17 protein-coding genes are annotated in these 16,504 nt (G+C 44.6%); 12 read left to right on the top strand and 5 right to left on the bottom strand.

Annotated elements, in window-relative coordinates; translation table 11 throughout:
• Positions 1 to 17: 17 nt before the first annotated feature.
• From ABDW16_RS17400 to ABDW16_RS17385, 4 genes are read left to right on the top strand one after another with little or no spacing between them, the layout of a single operon-like run.
• The gene (locus ABDW16_RS17400) at positions 18 to 2,225 is read left to right on the top strand and encodes a molybdopterin oxidoreductase family protein (protein WP_343671466.1); all 2,208 of its coding nucleotides are present in this window, start codon (positions 18 to 20) and stop codon (positions 2,223 to 2,225) included.
• 17 nt (positions 2,226 to 2,242) lie between these two features.
• Positions 2,243 to 2,809 carry a 4Fe-4S dicluster domain-containing protein gene (locus tag ABDW16_RS17395; RefSeq protein ID WP_343671465.1) on the top strand — a complete coding sequence of 189 codons (567 nt, stop codon included), beginning with the start codon at positions 2,243 to 2,245 and terminating at the stop codon, positions 2,807 to 2,809.
• A 17-nt stretch (positions 2,810 to 2,826) separates the two neighbouring features.
• Positions 2,827 to 3,312, top strand: coding sequence for a Rieske (2Fe-2S) protein (locus ABDW16_RS17390; protein WP_343671464.1), 486 nt, complete (start codon positions 2,827 to 2,829; stop codon positions 3,310 to 3,312).
• A 10-nt stretch (positions 3,313 to 3,322) separates the two neighbouring features.
• Positions 3,323 to 3,559, top strand: coding sequence for a DUF6755 family protein (locus ABDW16_RS17385; RefSeq protein ID WP_343671463.1), 237 nt, complete (start codon positions 3,323 to 3,325; stop codon positions 3,557 to 3,559).
• 10 nt (positions 3,560 to 3,569) lie between these two features.
• Here the strand turns inward: ABDW16_RS17385 and ABDW16_RS17380 are convergent, their stop codons facing one another.
• Both ABDW16_RS17380 and ABDW16_RS17375 read right to left on the bottom strand, forming a co-directional pair.
• Positions 3,570 to 4,346: a DUF4249 family protein gene (locus ABDW16_RS17380; RefSeq protein ID WP_343671462.1), complete on the bottom strand. Its 777-nt coding sequence runs from the start codon at positions 4,344 to 4,346 to the stop codon at positions 3,570 to 3,572.
• A gap of 1 nt (position 4,347) precedes the next feature.
• On the bottom strand, positions 4,348 to 6,675 hold the full coding sequence (locus ABDW16_RS17375) for a TonB-dependent receptor (RefSeq protein ID WP_343671460.1): 2,328 nt from the start codon (positions 6,673 to 6,675) through the stop codon (positions 4,348 to 4,350).
• A 192-nt stretch (positions 6,676 to 6,867) separates the two neighbouring features.
• Here ABDW16_RS17375 and ABDW16_RS17370 point away from each other — a divergent pair, with 192 nt between their 5' ends.
• From ABDW16_RS17370 to ABDW16_RS17355, 4 genes are all read left to right on the top strand, one after another.
• Positions 6,868 to 8,175 carry a cellulase family glycosylhydrolase gene (locus ABDW16_RS17370; protein WP_343671458.1) on the top strand — a complete coding sequence of 436 codons (1,308 nt, stop codon included), beginning with the start codon at positions 6,868 to 6,870 and terminating at the stop codon, positions 8,173 to 8,175.
• Complete coding sequence (locus ABDW16_RS17365; RefSeq protein WP_343671456.1) at positions 8,172 to 10,403, top strand: glycoside hydrolase family 3 N-terminal domain-containing protein; 2,232 nt, start codon at positions 8,172 to 8,174, stop codon at positions 10,401 to 10,403. Before ABDW16_RS17370 ends, ABDW16_RS17365 begins: the two co-directional genes overlap by 4 nt.
• A gap of 245 nt (positions 10,404 to 10,648) precedes the next feature.
• Positions 10,649 to 11,188, top strand: a complete 540-nt coding sequence (locus ABDW16_RS17360) for a hypothetical protein (RefSeq protein ID WP_343671454.1) — start codon at positions 10,649 to 10,651, stop codon at positions 11,186 to 11,188.
• A gap of 102 nt (positions 11,189 to 11,290) precedes the next feature.
• Positions 11,291 to 11,578: a hypothetical protein gene (locus ABDW16_RS17355; protein ID WP_343671452.1), complete on the top strand. Its 288-nt coding sequence runs from the start codon at positions 11,291 to 11,293 to the stop codon at positions 11,576 to 11,578.
• Between the two features lie 82 nt (positions 11,579 to 11,660).
• Here the strand turns inward: ABDW16_RS17355 and ABDW16_RS17350 are convergent, their stop codons facing one another.
• From ABDW16_RS17350 to ABDW16_RS17340, 3 genes are all read right to left on the bottom strand, one after another.
• The gene (locus ABDW16_RS17350) at positions 11,661 to 11,828 is read right to left on the bottom strand and encodes a hypothetical protein (RefSeq protein WP_343671450.1); all 168 of its coding nucleotides are present in this window, start codon (positions 11,826 to 11,828) and stop codon (positions 11,661 to 11,663) included.
• A gap of 71 nt (positions 11,829 to 11,899) precedes the next feature.
• A complete protein-coding gene (locus tag ABDW16_RS17345) occupies positions 11,900 to 12,373 on the bottom strand; it encodes a PaaI family thioesterase (RefSeq protein ID WP_343671448.1) in 474 nt (157 codons plus the stop codon).
• A 25-nt stretch (positions 12,374 to 12,398) separates the two neighbouring features.
• On the bottom strand, positions 12,399 to 12,980 hold the full coding sequence (locus ABDW16_RS17340) for a Crp/Fnr family transcriptional regulator (RefSeq protein ID WP_343671446.1): 582 nt from the start codon (positions 12,978 to 12,980) through the stop codon (positions 12,399 to 12,401).
• 121 nt (positions 12,981 to 13,101) lie between these two features.
• On the opposite strand from ABDW16_RS17340, the gene ABDW16_RS17335 reads away from it, so the two are divergent.
• From ABDW16_RS17335 to ABDW16_RS17320, 4 genes are all read left to right on the top strand, one after another.
• Complete coding sequence (locus tag ABDW16_RS17335) at positions 13,102 to 13,662, top strand: Crp/Fnr family transcriptional regulator (protein WP_343671444.1); 561 nt, start codon at positions 13,102 to 13,104, stop codon at positions 13,660 to 13,662.
• Between the two features lie 125 nt (positions 13,663 to 13,787).
• Complete coding sequence (locus ABDW16_RS17330) at positions 13,788 to 14,177, top strand: hypothetical protein (protein WP_343671442.1); 390 nt, start codon at positions 13,788 to 13,790, stop codon at positions 14,175 to 14,177.
• 36 nt (positions 14,178 to 14,213) lie between these two features.
• A complete protein-coding gene (locus tag ABDW16_RS17325; protein ID WP_343671440.1) occupies positions 14,214 to 15,245 on the top strand; it encodes an efflux RND transporter periplasmic adaptor subunit in 1,032 nt (343 codons plus the stop codon).
• Between the two features lie 7 nt (positions 15,246 to 15,252).
• Positions 15,253 to 16,479, top strand: a complete 1,227-nt coding sequence (locus ABDW16_RS17320) for an efflux RND transporter permease subunit (RefSeq protein WP_343671438.1) — start codon at positions 15,253 to 15,255, stop codon at positions 16,477 to 16,479.
• Positions 16,480 to 16,504 lie beyond the last annotated feature (25 nt).

Raw genomic sequence — 16,504 nt, 5'->3', positions numbered from 1 at the left:
AATCAGAAACAGATACCATGGCAAAATTACCAGTCAGTGCGGAAAAAATCATTGAGCAATTTGGTCCTCATCTAAACTTTGCTCCGCAGGAAGGGTACATTGGAAGAGATGAACCCGACAAAGTAGTGGAAACCCATTGCTGCTTTTGTGGCATGCAGTGTGGCATAAAATTGCTGGTGAAACATAATAAGGTAGTAGGGTTCGATCCCTGGATGGAGTTCCCTTTCAATGAAGGAAGACTGTGCCCCAAAGGTGTACAGCGCTACCTGCAGAACAACCATCCCGACCGGTTGCTGGAACCCTTGCAACGGGTGGAAGGCGTGGGCTTCAAACCCATCAGCTGGGAAGATTCGATGGATAAAACCATCTCCGAAATAAAACGTATTCAACAAACATATGGTAACGATGCATTTGCCATGCTTTCGGGCGTATCTATTACGAACGAAAAAAGTTACCTGGTAGGAAAATTTGCCCGGGTCGCGCTGAAAACACGCAACCTCGATTATAACGGTCGTCTTTGTATGGTGAGTGCCGGTGCGGGAAATAAAAAGGCATTTGGACTGGACCGTGGTTCCAACAATTATTCAGACCTCAGTAAGGCCGAAGTCATTTTAGTAGCCGGCGCGAATGTAAGCGAAACCTTTCCTACCCTGACTCATTGGATCTGGCAGGCAAGAGACAATGGTGCCAAACTGATCGTAGTCGATCCCCGGGTCATCCCACTGGCACGAACAGCTGACCTGCATTTAGATATCAGGCCCGGCACGGACTCTGCACTATATGGTGCCATGCTTCATTACATGGTGGAAAGAGATATGCTGGATCATGATTTTATCGACAATCACACCACCGGTTTTCAGCAAACCATCGATGCAGTAAAAGATTATTCACTGGAATGGGCAGAGCAGGTAACAGGCATTGCCAAAGAGAAGATTGCCACAGCAGCGGAATGGTGGGGCAAAGCAGCCACCAGTTTCTTATTGCATGCCCGGGGCATTGAACACCATTCCAAAGGTGTGGACAATGTACTGGGTTGCATCAACCTCGTATTAGCCACCGGGCGAATTGGTAAACCCTATTGTGGTTATGCCACCATCACCGGTCAGGGCAATGGCCAGGGCGGCAGGGAACATGGTCACAAATGCGATCAGTTGCCGGGCAACCGTGATATTAGTAATCCTGCACATCGCAGGTACATTGCCGAAGTATGGGGCATTGACGAAAAAGACCTGCCAGGAGCAGGGTTAACGGCATATGAGCTGATAGAAGCCATTCACAGGGGGGAAGTAAAAGGATTGATATCCCTCTGTTTCAATCCATTGGTTTCACTACCCAATAATAACTATGTACGGGAAGCATTGGAGAAACTGGAATTCTATGCAACCATCGATTTTTTCCTGAACGAAACTGCCCGCCATGCAGATATAATATTCCCCGGTTCACTGCAGGAAGAAGAAGAAGGAACAGTCACTACTGCCGAAGGTCGCGTGACCCGTATACGGCAGGCCGTTACACCACCGGGGCAGGCACATACAGATACATCTATTATTCTTGAATTAGCAAAACGCTTAGGCGCCGGCGACAAGTTTAATTACAACAACAGTGAAGATATTTTTAACGAACTGCGGGTAGCTTCCAAAGGCGGTACGGCTGACTATTATGGCATCACTTACGAAAAGATCGAAGCGAACATGGGCGTGTTCTGGCCATGCCCGTCACTAGATCATCCGGGTACACCCAGGTTATGGGAAGATAGAAAATTCGCCACTGCCGATGGTAAAGCACATTTCAACCCCGTAGTATATAAAGATCCCGGCGAGGTAGTGGATGCAGAATACCCGATTGTATTGACAACGGGCAGGGTGGTATCGCAATACCTGAGTGGTACGCAAACCCGGCGTATTGGCAAACTGGTGAACCAATATCCGGAACCGTTATTGGAAATACATCCTGAACTGGCGGCTAAATATGGCATCACCCAGCGCGAATTAGTACGTGTGGTTACAAGAAGGGGAGAAGCTGAATTTCCTGCCAATATTGTAGAAACCATTCGCAAGGATACAGTCTTTGTTCCCTACCACTGGCCGGGCCGCAAATCAGCAAACCAGTTGACGCCGGGAACACTGGATCCTATTTCTAAAATACCTGAATTCAAAGTATGCGCCTGCAAGCTGGTTCCTTTGCGGCAAGCAGCGCCATCACCGCATGCTTATGATAGTATCTAATCGTAAAAAAAGATCGCATGACATCCTACTACAAAACCGAGATGGAATTTTTTGTGGATATGCAGCGATGCATTGGTTGCAAAGCCTGCGAAGCTGCATGTGCAGAATGTGAGACCAATGGTCAGCAATCTATGATCCATGTGAATTATGTAGAGCGTGCTGTAACCATACAAACCACTGTGCAGGTATGTATGCATTGCGATGATCCGGTATGTGCCAATGTATGCCCTGCAGATGCCATCAGCAAAGATGATTTTGGGGTGGTGCATACAGCAAATACAGCCCGCTGTATTGGTTGTTCCAATTGTGTGATGGCTTGTCCGTTCGGAGTGCCTTTCAAGGAAGAGAGTTACGACATGATGATGAAGTGCAACATGTGTTACGACCGCACCAGTGCAGGCAAAAAGCCCATGTGTGCCACCGTATGTCCCAGCCAGGCCTTGTACTATGGCACCCGCGAAGACATGCGGAGAATGCGGCCTAACAGTGTGCCGATCAATACTTTCCAGTTTGGACAATTACAGGTAAAGACCAAGGTGAACATCATGATGCCCAAAGGATCAACTATGCTGAAGGTAGACTAATCTATAATTAAAGAACTATGAATGAGAAAATCCCTGATTGGAAAAGTGAGTTTCCCATCAGTCAGGCGGATACGACAGATGTGACCCGCCGGCAGTTTGCAAAATTCCTCTGCCTGGTATCAGGTGGGTTGGCTACAGGCAGTGCATTTGTAGCTGTTAAATCGGCTTTGTTTTCGGAAAAGAAAGTAATAGGAACACATCGGGTATGCAGCAAAGATGAGCTGCCGGTAGGGGGCACCAGGGCATTTGTACTGGAAGGCAGTTCTACGCCTTACATCCTGATACATCTTGAAAATGGTGAGTTCAAGGCATATGAACAAAAATGTACCCATCTTTCCTGCGCGGTGTTTTATAAACCGGGTACAGGGAAAATAGAATGTCCCTGTCATAACGGATGGTTCGATGCGATGACGGGTGAGGTGGTGCAGGGGCCTCCGCCAAGGCCACTTCCACGGTTGGAAGTGCAGGTAAAGGGGAATGATATTTTTGTAACAGGTGCTTAATTTAATTGCTATGAGTAATTTTCGCCGGGCACAGAATCAGGCCCATCCCAATAAAACCAGCACATTGATGCTGGCTATTACCATGTTGCTGATCTTAAATGTAACAATCCAGATCTGGTTGTTGTATAATGGGTTGAACAATGCCCTGGATCATAACCAGGGAATTGCCATTCCTGCATTTATAGGATCGTTGGTTCTCTTTTTGATCAATTGTGGGTTGTTGTATTATTTACCGGGGAGAAGTTAATAATTGAAGTTTAAAACGTTATCGACTTTATATCCACACATTCCGCGCTAAAATATCCCAATGCATTATTCGAAATATTAGACGGAGGGTTTGATGGCGTAGTGCCTGATGCCCCTCCATTCCCTTGCAGCACATTGAAATAGTTATAAACGTTCTTATCCACACTTCCCATCACCACCGTCACAAAATCATTTGGCTGTATGTATGCACTATCCATGTACAGCTGCTGCCTGATATTATTTCCATCCGTCAACCTGTCGTCCAGCGCATAAAAGGCCTTGTAGGGAACACTGTTTACCAGCAATGTAAAAACATAATAGTTGGTGACCCCGGCAGGATCCGTAAAGTTCACCTGCGGTAAATTCCTTACCTGGTTAAAAATTTTGGTACGTGTAAAAGTTACCTCATCCAGTCCTACAAAATCCGGCATGGTAGAACTGGCAGTATATTCAGTACCATCTACAATCACTGACAACTTGTAAGTATGGCCAACCTGGCCATACATGTTGTTGTTTATATAATACCCCTCATCGCCCGATTCAGTAAAATAATATCGCCTGTTGGTATTGCTGTCTAAAACGCTCACTGTAGCACCAGAAACAGCAGGATAAATATTCTCTGCATCAAAAGATACCGATTTATTAATCTTTATATAATAGGGGCTGCCCTGGTTGGTAATGTTCCCCTGAATCACGATCTGCGAAGCTGCTGTTCTGAGATTTACATCAATCGTCTTTGTACAGCTGGCCAGTAATAGGATTGCAAGTGCAATAAGGTTCGTCTTCATACTAAAATGAGAAATTATAAGTAATAGAAGGTACCCAGCGGAAAAGTGCTGTTTGCTGAGCGATAGTATGGGCCGAATTCCTCGGGTCATTTTTGAATTCTATGAAGTAAGGATTTTGTTTCCCATACGCATTATAAACAGAAAAGTTCCAGTTGCTGTTCCAGCGTTTCTTTTGTTTGCCAGCTATGGTAACCCCCACATCCAGGCGATGATAGGCCGGCATACGGTAGCCATTTCTCTCAGTATACAGGAACACCGTCTGCCCGTTGATCTCGTATTTACCACTGGGATAAGTTACTGCATTCCCTGTATTGTATACCCAATTGGCAGAAAGAGAGACTTTTTTGTTCAGCTGGTAAATAGATACAATGGCAATATTATGTGTCTGATCCTGGTGAGCAGGATACCAGCTACCGTTGTTGATTTTATCTACCTGCCGCTCGGTACGGGATAGTGTATAACTGATCCAGCCTGTGAGCCGGCCGGATTTTTTCTTGGCAAAAAGTTCCAGGCCATAGGCCCGGCCTTTTCCATAAAGTAACTGTGACTCTATATAATTGTTGACGGTTAATGCTGCTCCATCTTTAAAGTCAATCTGGTGTTGCAGTCGTTTATAATAAATTTCAGAAGAAAACTCATAACGACTATTACTGAGATCACGATAGTACCCCAAAGATACCTGGTCGGCTATTTCCGGTTTTACATTCGGGCTGCTCAGTATCCAGAGGTCGGTAGGGCTGGTTGATGCTGAATTAGTGATCAGGTGCACGTTCTGTGTGTTTCTTGAATAGGCGATTTTCAGGGAACTAACAGTGTCTAACTGATAGCTTGCAGCAGCACGTGGTTCCAGGTTCACGTATGTCTTCACCAGCTGGCCGGAGGAGTAACGTGTAGAATCGGTCGCATCGCCTGCAGCATCGAATGTATAAAAAACACCGGGACCAAATACATTGAAGACAGAGAGTCGCAGGCCATAATTGATTTTCCATTTGCCTAACCCTTTTTCATGATTAATATAGGCGGCACTTTCCAGCGCATATTTCTTATCCAGTGTTTCAGAATTGTAGCTGGAAGACTTGCTGGCATCTACCAGACCGGGATTGAGTGTATGATGTGTAGCCGTGATACCAAAGTTTATTTTGTCATCGCCAGTCATGAAATATTGAAAGTCTTCTTTGAGGGCAAAGTCCCTGATCTGGGAAATGATCTTTGTATTACTTGAATTATCTGCCACCTCTATGTGATGACTATAATCGCTATAAGAGAGGGTAGTATTGGAAAACAGGTGACTGTTGAAATTGTGATTCCATCTGAATGTACCCGTTGTATTGCCATAGTAAAGAGCTAAATCATCAGATAGTTTCAGGTTGTCTTTTCCATTATAGAATGAAAGGAAGATCCTGTTATGATCATCCAGGTTATAATTCGCCTTTGCATTGATATCGTAAAAGTAAAGACTGGAATTTTTGGCATCTTCATTAGAAGACAGTTTCAGAAAAACGTCGGCATAAGTACGACGGGCGCTGATCATAAAGGAACCTTTGTCTTTTACAATAGGGCCTTCGAAGTTTAAGTGAGAGGCAATGATACCAAGTCCGCCGCTGCCATGGAACTCCTGGTTATTACCATCTTTGGTCCTGATATCAACGACGGAAGAAAGACGACCCCCATATTCCGCAGGACTGGCACCTTTGTAAAGTGTGAGGTCTTTGATCGCATCCGAGTTGAAGGTAGAAAAGAAACCGAGCAGGTGCGTTGCATTGTATACCGGTACTTCATCCAGCAACAGCAGGTTTTCGTCGATGTTGCCACCACGCACGTAAAATCCGCCGCTGCCTTCACCGCCTGCCTTCACACCGGGTAGCAATTGTATTGTTTTGATCACATCTTTTTCCCCAAGAAATACCGGCACATTTGCAATTTCGGCAGTACTGATTTTTTGCGTGCCCATTTGTGCAGTAGTCAACCTGTCATGACTGGCGGCGGAGGTAATGACAATTTCAGAAAGCTGGCCGCTGGTGGGCACAAGCAAAACATTCCGCATCAGGTCTTTCGTTAATGGAATGGTTATGGTATCTGGTTTATATCCTGTATAACTGATCACCATTGTATAAGCACCTTCCGGAACCACGATGGCAAAAAAGCCATAGTTGTTGCTGGTACTGCTGTATTTAGCCTGTGGAAGAATACGTATGGAAGCACCTATCAAGGTTTCGCCGGTAGTTTTGTCACGAATAATTCCGCTAATGGTATACTTATGCTGGGACAGGGCTTGTATACTTGATAACGTGGAAAATATCAAAGCCAGTACAGCAATATTTTTCTGCATATGATGGGTTCTGTTTTATAGGTACGTTTCCGGGTTGGGTGTAAATTAGTATTCAGATTGTATATGGAATGTTAAAATTGGGAAAGGATTTATGCTTCATCTATGCTTTAAAAGCAATGAAATAGATAAAAAAGTACTACACCTGTGCCATAAGTTGGCCTACTTTTGAAAAGTTAACTAATTTTAAAAGTAATGCCACGTTTTACAATGAAGGCCCCTGTGCTACTGGCCATTATCCTCCTTACGCTATGCACAGATACGACGATCGCTCAAAATGGATTTATCACCAGATCCGGGCATCAGTTTTCTCTTCACAATAAACCTTATTACTACATTGGCACCAACTACTGGTACGGTGGTTTGCTTGCCCTGCAGAAAAACGGGAAAGAACGGCTAAAGCGAGAGCTGGATTTCCTGGAAAGTCAGGGAGTGAACAACTTGCGGGTACTAGTCGGAACAGAGGGGAAAGGGTTGGTAAATGGCGTAGAGCGGGTAAAACCAGCCTTCCAGTATGAGCAGGGTAAATTCAATATGGAGATACTGGATGGTCTTGACTACCTGCTGTACGAAATGGGCAAAAGGAAGATGTATGCCGTATTGTTCCTGAGTAATAACTGGGAATGGAGTGGTGGTTTTTTACAATACCTCAACTGGAATAGGGTGATTTCAGATTCCACCATGCAGCATAAACTGAACTGGAACGACCTCCGGGAGTATACCAGCCAATTCTATGCCTGCACGCCCTGCCAGCAGGATTACGAGAATCAGTTACGACTGGTATTAAATCATGTCAATAAATATACAAAACATAAGTATATTGACGAACCGTCTATAATGGCCTGGGAATTGGCCAATGAACCACGGCCTATGCTCACCACAGCTGTGGATAAGTACAGGCAGTGGACTGCATCCGTGGCCAGACTGATCAAATCGATAGACCGCAATCACCTGGTAACCCTTGGTACAGAAGGTATGATGGGTACAGATGAATCGGCAGACCTGTTCAAAGAAGTGCACCAGCCCGAAGAGGTCGATTATTTAACCATACATATCTGGCCCAAAAACTGGGGCTGGTTCAAGGATACCAGCATAGCAGGCAGTTTACCCGAATTGATAGCAAAGACACAACAATACATCCGGCAGCATGAAGCAATCGCCTATAAACTGGATAAACCACTGGTAGTAGAAGAGTTTGGCCTGCCCCGCGACCAGCATTCATTTGACCCGGCATCTTCCGCCCATTCACGGGAAAGATTGTATGATGTCGTCTTTGCGGAATGGGCCAGAAGCCGGGAACAGGGAGGTGTGATTGCAGGATGTAATTTCTGGGCATTTGCAGGAACTGCAAGGCCAGTACCCGGGCAAATATTCTGGAAAGAAGGAGATGACCTGATGGGAGATCCGCCACAGGAAGAGCAGGGTTTAAACTCCGTTTTCGATACAGATCGCCTTACCTGGAACATTATCCGCTCCTATACATTAATTCAAAATAAGTTATGAAAAAACTACTCTTACTGGTTGCGATTATTGCGGCCGCATTCAATGGTTACACCCAATCCATCGATCAGAAAGTGGATGCCCTGTTAGCAAAAATGACACTCGAAGAAAAGGCGGGGCAGATGACGCAGATCAGTGTGGAAGCCTTTCTTAAAACTACAAATGGTGCTGTAAACGAACCGCATGAATTTGATATGGCCAAATTAGAAGAAGCCATCAAAAAATATAAAGTAGGTTCAATATTGAATGTGGGTGGCAATGCGCAAACGGTGGAAGTCTGGCAGAACAGGATAGCAGCTATCCAGAAAGCTGCACTGCAGGAACGCCTCAAAATCCCGGTACTGTACGGTGTTGATGCCATCAGGGGGAATAATTATACATCAAATTCAGTGATGTTTCCGCAGCAGATTGCACAGGCAGCTTCCTTTAATCCTGCAATGGCCAGGCAGGCTGCAGCAGTCACCGCGTATGAAACCCGTGCATCATTTATTCCCTGGAATTTTAGTCCGGTGCTGGACCTTGGCCGCCAGCCTGTATGGCCCCGTATCTGGGAAACCTATGGAGAAGATCCTTACCTGGTTAGTGAAATGGGCAAAGCAGTGGTGCAGGGATACCAGGGCGATGATGTAGTGACTGACAAATACCATGTAGCTGCCTGTCTCAAACACTATATGGGGTATAGTATGCCATTGAGCGGGCATGATCGTACACCTGCCTGGATACCGGAAAGAGAACTGAGGGAATACTTTCTGCCACAATTTGCTGCCGCAGTAAAAGCTGGCGCAAAGAGTGTAATGGTAAACAGTGCGGAGATCAATGGGGTACCTGTACATGCTAATAAACATATTTTGACCGATATACTGAAAGGTGAACTGGGATTTAAAGGGCTGGTAGTAAGTGACTGGCAGGACATCGAATATCTTTATCAGCGTCACAGGATAGCAAAGGACAATAAAGAAGCGATTATGATCGCTATTAATGCCGGTATCGACATGAGCATGGTTCCTACAGATTACACCTTTACTACCGACCTGATAGCGCTGGTAAAAGAAGGAAAGATTCCTATGTCACGCATCGATGATGCGGTAAGAAGGATCCTGCGGGTAAAATTTGAAACTGGTCTTTTTGAGAACCCTATAGGTAAGGCCGGCGATTATCCTTTGTTTAACAGCGCGGCTCATAATAAACTGAATTACGACCTGGCGGCAGAATGCATCACCTTACTCAAAAATAACAATAACATCCTTCCGCTGGCAGTGGGCAAAAAGATCCTGGTAACAGGTCCTGCTGCAAATTCAATGCGCGCTTTAAATGGTGGATGGTCACGTGTGTGGCAGGGAACAACCAGTGATGAAACAGAAAAGGATAAGAACACGATCCTGGAAGCAATCAGCAATGTGTTTGGTGCAGCCAATGTACAATATAGTGCAGGTGTTGATTTTGATAAAACACTGGATATTCAGGATGCAGTGACAAAGGCTGCCAATGTAGATGTGATAGTACTGTGTATAGGTGAAACCAGCTATACAGAAACACCGGGCAATATTGGTGATTTACGGATCTCAGATGCACAGGTGGAGCTGACCCGCGCGCTGGCAGCTACGGGAAAACCGATTGTGTTTGTACTGACAGAAGGTCGTCCACGTATTATAGCTGCTATAGAACCACTGAGTGCAGCGGTTGTTCATGCTTACCTGGCAGGAAACGAAGGGGGGAATGTGATTGCAGATGTACTGGCGGGTAAGATCAATCCTTCCGGGAAACTGCCTTATACTTATCCACGTTCTACCAATAGCCTAATCAACTATTATCATAAATATACAGAGACACTTAAGTTTGATGAAATGGCAGGGTTTAACCCGCAGTGGGAGTTTGGATATGGGTTAAGTTATACACAGTTCTCTTATGCTAACCTGCAACTGAGTGGTACGACGCTTACGGATACAAAGCCACTTACGGTATCAGTGGATGTGACGAATAGTGGGAAGGTAGCGGGGAAAGAGACAGTATTAGTTTTTATAAGTGACGAAGTGGCTTCTATCACACCTGAGGTGAAGCGTTTACGGGCGTTTGACAAGATTGCGCTGCAGCCGGGGCAGACTAAGACCGTTTCATTTATAATCAATAAGGAAAGGCTTTCATTTATAAATGCAGAATTGAAAAGGGTGACAGAGAAAGGGGATTTTTCAATATCTGTGGGCGGGTTGAAAGCGGGTTTCAGGTACGAGTGAGGTGATAATGAATAAAAAAAACTGGCAATGTAATCTCAGATTACATTGCCAGTTTTTTTTTGGTGAATATATAGCATAGCCTTACTGCCATAAGTATACCATAAGTACATTAAAAGTACATTTCTATATCGATTCGATATTGAGGTGTAGATTTAGTGACGTATTAGTACTCATTTAGCAATAAAGTTGCACTATTGTTTGGATAAGATCATTAATATTGATCTTATAACCCCAAAATTGATTTTATGGCTATTGTTAAAGACAATATACTCCTCCAACTCGTCCGCGGTACGCTGGGCGATCAGATCACGATTTACGAGCGGAACGGGCAAATAATTATGGCGAAGAAACGCGGTCCGTCAAAGAAAAAGCCGACGAAGAAGCAGCTGGAAGCCCGGTATAAGATGCGGGTAGCGGCGGCTTATGCGGTGGCGATCCTGGAAGATCCGGAGCTGAAGGCTTATTATAAGTCGCTGGCAGGCCCGGGCCAGAATGCTTATAATATGGCGGTGAAGGATGCTTATCGGTCTCCTGAAATCCAGAATATTCAGTTCGAAGAAGAAACTGTGGTAGTGACTGCGAAAAACGAATTCAGGGTAGCGGAAGTGGATGTACGCGTACTTGATGCTGCAGGTAGCATACTGGAAAGAGGTAAAGCCGCCTTAGGCCGGAATGGAGTGGATTGGTATTATAAGGTGGCCAGTCGGCCGCCGGGCGGAAAATTAATAATTGTGGCGGTAGATTTGCCGGGAAATGAAACGGTGCGGGAGGTGAGTATCGAATAAAGATATGAAATGCGAAATTCGCCTGCATTTTCTCTGTTTTAATTACTTTTATGAACTGACGATCCAAAAATAGGATTCGAAATCTTTAAGAAACCGTTGACAATGAGAAGTAAAAAAGAGAATGTAAGAGAAGTATTTCCTGCAACTATCGACCGACTAATAGAACGCGCGCAAGAGGCCGGTAAAACCCTGACGGATACAGCTATCGCTGCGGAGCTCGGCATCCCAATTGAAACATTTAAATTATACTACCAAAAGGACAAAGCCCCGGCAGAAATTTTCGACCTGATGCGGAAGAAATTTAAGCAGTTTATTGGCACATTATACATTGAGCGGGTAGTCCTGACCGATGAATTTGATGAATCTGACCTGGAAGATGAGGATGAGTAAGTGAAGAAGACGCAAAAAAAAGCTGTCTCATCTACTTTGGGAGACAGCTTTTTCGAATCAATTAATAGTAATTATAGAATACTTAATACTTATTATGACCAGGTGCATATTGCCTTGCTGACTTTGCTCCGGTTGCTTTCTTCATTTGGCCGGGAGGCACTTTGCCACTGTGACCAGCAGGTCTGACGGTATAGCAGGAAGAAAACAATAATAAAGCGCATATTGCCCATACAAAATGAATGTGTTTCATAAGGTTGATTTGTAACAGTTAGTACTAATTGCATTTGCTCGCGGTCAAAATTATACGAATATTTTGAATTATTATCTACCTTTTGCCTGCTCGCCACGCAAAGTCATCATAGTACTGACCACATAAGCAACCTGTTTGCCAGCATCATTAGTAATATTACAGGAATAAACACTGATTCTCTTTCCTGATTGTATGGGCTTAGCATGGGCAATCAGTGTATCCTGCCATACCGGCCTTAGAAAGTTGATCTTCAAATCTACACTGGTAAAACTTTCATTCTCTTCGATCCGCGTAGAATGCGCTGTTCCGATGGCAGCATCGGCCAGTTCACACAGCAGACCTCCATGTATGGTACCCTGTTGGTTGCCATGACGTTCGGGGTGGGTAATTAATTTTATCCAGGCTTCTCCTAATGCTACATTAATAAGCTGTAAGTTCAAAGTCAGGGATATCGGTGTCGGATATTGGAGGTGGGTTGTGTAGCCGTTCAGGTTATTACCATCCAGCCACATCTGCAGGTATCTGAGCACGTTAAGTTTCTCCATATGCTGTTTTAACCAAAAATAGCCCTTATTTTATGCGAACATCTTGATGTAGATCAAGACTTCTGATCCGCGAAAGTGTTTCCGGTTTAATTCCCAGATAGGATGCAATTTTATATTGTGGAAACTGCTGTTCAATTTTTGGGTAACGATTGATGAGTTGTTTGTAACGCTCCTGGGCAGAGAGTTTCATAAAAGAAGTTTCCCGGGTACATTTTCGAATAAAGAAACCGTCTGAAATATATTTAAAAAAGGTTAGCCATTCGAGTGACTGTTGTAAAAGCCGATATTGATCATAGTCAATTACCCGTACCATCGTATCATCTTCCGCACTAATGCTTCCACTGGCAGGTTGTTGTGTGAGAAAACTGCGGTAATAACTAACAAAGGAACCGGGCACAAAAAAATCGGTGATTAAGTCCTCCCCGGTACTTGAAATATGTGCATACAGTGCCCCTGTCTCAACTATCCCCAGATAGGTGCAGGTAGATCCTGCTCTCACAAAGTTCCCTTTTTTCGGAATATGAATTATCCTGGACTGTGACAGGAAATCATCCTTAAAAGATGCAGGCAGATTTAGCCGGGCTGCTATAATTTCAATTTTTTCCATTATTGGTCAGACTACCTGTTTCAAAGTTACAAAATAAACGTACGTTTACGTTGGCCGGGATTATTAACCTTTCGTTGACACAATAAATAAACAAATTGTTTAATTTTCAGAAAATTGAACAATGGAATTCCTTGAATATATCACTTCAAAAGTAGACCTCAGTGAAGAGGAGTCGTACGAGATCAATAACGCTTTTCAAACAGAAACCTATACCAAAGGAGCCATTCTCATAAAGCCTGGCAGCTATTCACATAAGGTCTTTTATATTGAAAAAGGATTGGTCAGAACCTTTTACCACAAAGAAGATAAAGACATCACCCAGTTCTTTTTCAACGAAGGTACCTTTACAGCAGCTCTTGACAGCATCTTTTACCGCCGACCGGATACTTACGGCTGGGAAGCAGTGGAGCAAACTAAGACAAGGACTATTGCCTACCAGGATTTGCAGACACTCTGCGACAAAATACCCGCACTGCAAAAAATACTATTTCTTGCTGCTATAGATATGATCGACATGTTTGCATTAAAGCTGGAATCCATCCAGTTCCAGACAGCAGAGCAACGATATGCTGCTATGCTGGAAATGTATCCCGGTATCTTACTCAGGGCCCCGCTTGGCCAGATCGCCTCCTACCTGGGTATCACCCAGCAAACCCTAAGTGTAATAAGAGGCAGGAGATAAATGCCCGCCGCAATTTTTTAATCTGGCTTAAAAAAAAAGTCAAATATACTGTTAGCCCTCTCTTTTTAATGTAGCATAAAAAATCGCTTGGTTATTGTTCCGTCCTTTGCATTGAAAATTTAGAAATGATGCACACTCATTTGATTTTTCTTGCAGACGAAATCGGGATGGCCTCGGTGTTTCCGGAAATAAAAGATAAACTGGCCGGGGATCCGGGTATCATGATCACGCTATTATATTATTTGCATGCGGATAATTTCCTCTTTCAGAAAGAACTGGATATACTGGAAAAGCACTTCCCAGCCAGGTTGTATGTATGTTACGAAACTATCGCCGCCGGCCTTGACGCTGTATTAAATCAGGAAAGCATTGAAGCGGTGATCAATGCCAATACAGTCGCTGCAGTAAATTTCATTGTTTCTGCAAGCCAGTCATTTACTGAAAATGCCATTCACCGGCTCCGCTTCCTGGGCATAAAGAATATCACCGTCCAGGAACAATTCTTCTCTTATTAGCCACCTACATCATCAATTTTTTAAAATTATACTTTTATGAAGTATCGGACCCTCCTGTCTCTTATCGTACCGTTTTTTATGGCTTGTGAAGCCACTAAAGAGCAGGCTGAAAGTAATGCAGACACTGCGCTGAACGTATCTGTACAAACGGTGGTCAATCAACAGCTCCCTAACGAAATTTCCCTGAGCGGCACTGTTGAAGGAAAGACTACCGTAAAACTCGGTTTTATGGTTCCCGGCAAGGTTGAATTCATCTCCGGCAAAGAAGGAGAACCCGTTTTCAAAGGGCAGTTGCTGTCACGCCTTGAACCCACCAATTATAGTATTGCCAAACAACTTGCTGATGTGCAGCTTAGCTCAGTAACAGACGAGTATAAACGCCTGGAGCTGATGCACAAAAAAGAAAGCGTAAGTGAAAGCGATTTCTCAAAGATCACTCATTCCCTTCAGCAGGCAGGGCTCCAGCAGCAGCTGGAAACAAAAAACCTTGCAGATACCCGCCTGTATTCTCCACTGACCGGTGTATTGTTAAGCAAACAAACAGAAGTAGGCGAAGTGATTGCCGCAGGTACACCATTGTTCGTGGTGGCCGATATACAGAAGGTCGTTGTTTCTGCTTATATACCCGAGGCCGAGTTGCACCAGGTAAGTATAGGTCAGCCGGCAGCGATCAGCATTGCAGCATTGAAAAAAACATTTAAGGGAAAGGTGACAGAAGTTGGAGCTGTAGCAGATGCTGCTTCCAGGGCCTTTATGGTAAAAATTGAAGTGGAAAATACAGGACTCCTGATTCGCCCCGGTATGATTGCCGAAGCCCGGATCAGTGACGCGGGAGATAGCGAAGGTATTGCAGTGCCGGCAGAATGTGTGGTCCGTGACCAGGACAGTCAATGTTATGTATATGTAATAGATAAGGCACAAAATAAGGCCTTTAAACGTAAAGTAAGCCTGGGGGGTATATCAGGGAACAAAATCAGGATACTAAGCGGATTAGCGGCCGGAGAATACATTGTAACCGCTGGTCAGTCAAAATTATCTGATGGAGCGGCCATCACTATCGTAAAATAACTGAATCATGAACTTCATAGAAGCTGCACTTAAATATAAACAGGTTACACTGGCAGTATTGCTGATGCTTTTTGCCATAGGTGTGAACTCCCTGCTGAATATGCCCAGGAGGGAAGATCCTAAGATCACGATTCGGGAGGGACTGGTCATTGCTTATTTTCCCGGTGCTAATTCAGCACAGGTGGAAGACCAGGTTACAAAAAAGCTGGAACAATATCTTTTTCAGTACGAAGAAGTAGATAAAACCAAGACGGTGTCAACTACCAAAGACGGAATGACGGTGATTACCGTGGAGCTTACCCCCGCTGTGAAGCAACCGGATATTTTCTGGAGCAAGCTAAGACACCAGCTGCTGATCTCAAAAGAGCTGGACCTGCCTAAAGGAGTAACCGGCCCTATCGTAGACTCCGATTTTGGAGATACCGAAGCTATGGTGATCGCACTGGAAAGCAAACAGGCCAGTTATGAAGAATTGAAGACTTATGCCCGGAAGCTGGAAGAACAGATTCGTACATTGCCTGCTGCTTCGAAGATCAAACGTATAGGCGACCAGCAGGAACAAATTGTAGTTTCTTCCGGCTCTGAAAGACTGGCGCAATATGGTGTTCAGCTTGACCAGGTAGTGCAGTTGCTGCAATCTCAGAACAACATTACTGCAACGGGAGAAGTGAAAAATGAAGCCCGGAAAACCTCTTTGTATACCAACGGGTATTTCAATACCCAGGCAGACCTGGCAGATCAGATCATCGGCACATCTTCGTCCGGTGCAATCGTAAAACTGGGCGATGTGGCAAACCTGACCCGGAATTACGCGGAGCCTGAAAGTATCATTACTGTGAACGGTAATAAAGCCATTATGCTGAGTGTACAGATGCATGAAGGGAATAACATTGTGGACTTCGGTAAGGCCGTGCAGAAAAAGATCGATGCTGCCCGGAAGCTGATCCCCTCTGAGATTAAGCTGACTACACTGGTTTCACAACCCACATTGGTAGATGAGAACATATCCCATTTTATTAAAGAGTTTTTCCTGGCCATCGCTTCAGTAATTGTGGTGGTAATACTGCTGCTGCCGCTCCGTATTGCCTCGGTAGCTGCCATGGCCATTCCTATGACGGTAGCCCTGACATTTGCCATCATGAATAGCCTGGGCATTGAACTGCACCAGGTATCACTGGCAGCGCTGATACTGGTGCTGGGAATGGTGGTAGACGATGCCATCGATGTACGCTAGGTGCTCTGGGAGATGTGCAAATCCT

Source organism: Chitinophaga sp., from assembly GCF_039596135.1.
Classification (GTDB): domain Bacteria; phylum Bacteroidota; class Bacteroidia; order Chitinophagales; family Chitinophagaceae; genus Chitinophaga.
The sequence above is the reverse complement of the archived record's forward strand: the minus strand, read 5'-3'. Positions and strand labels throughout refer to the sequence as shown.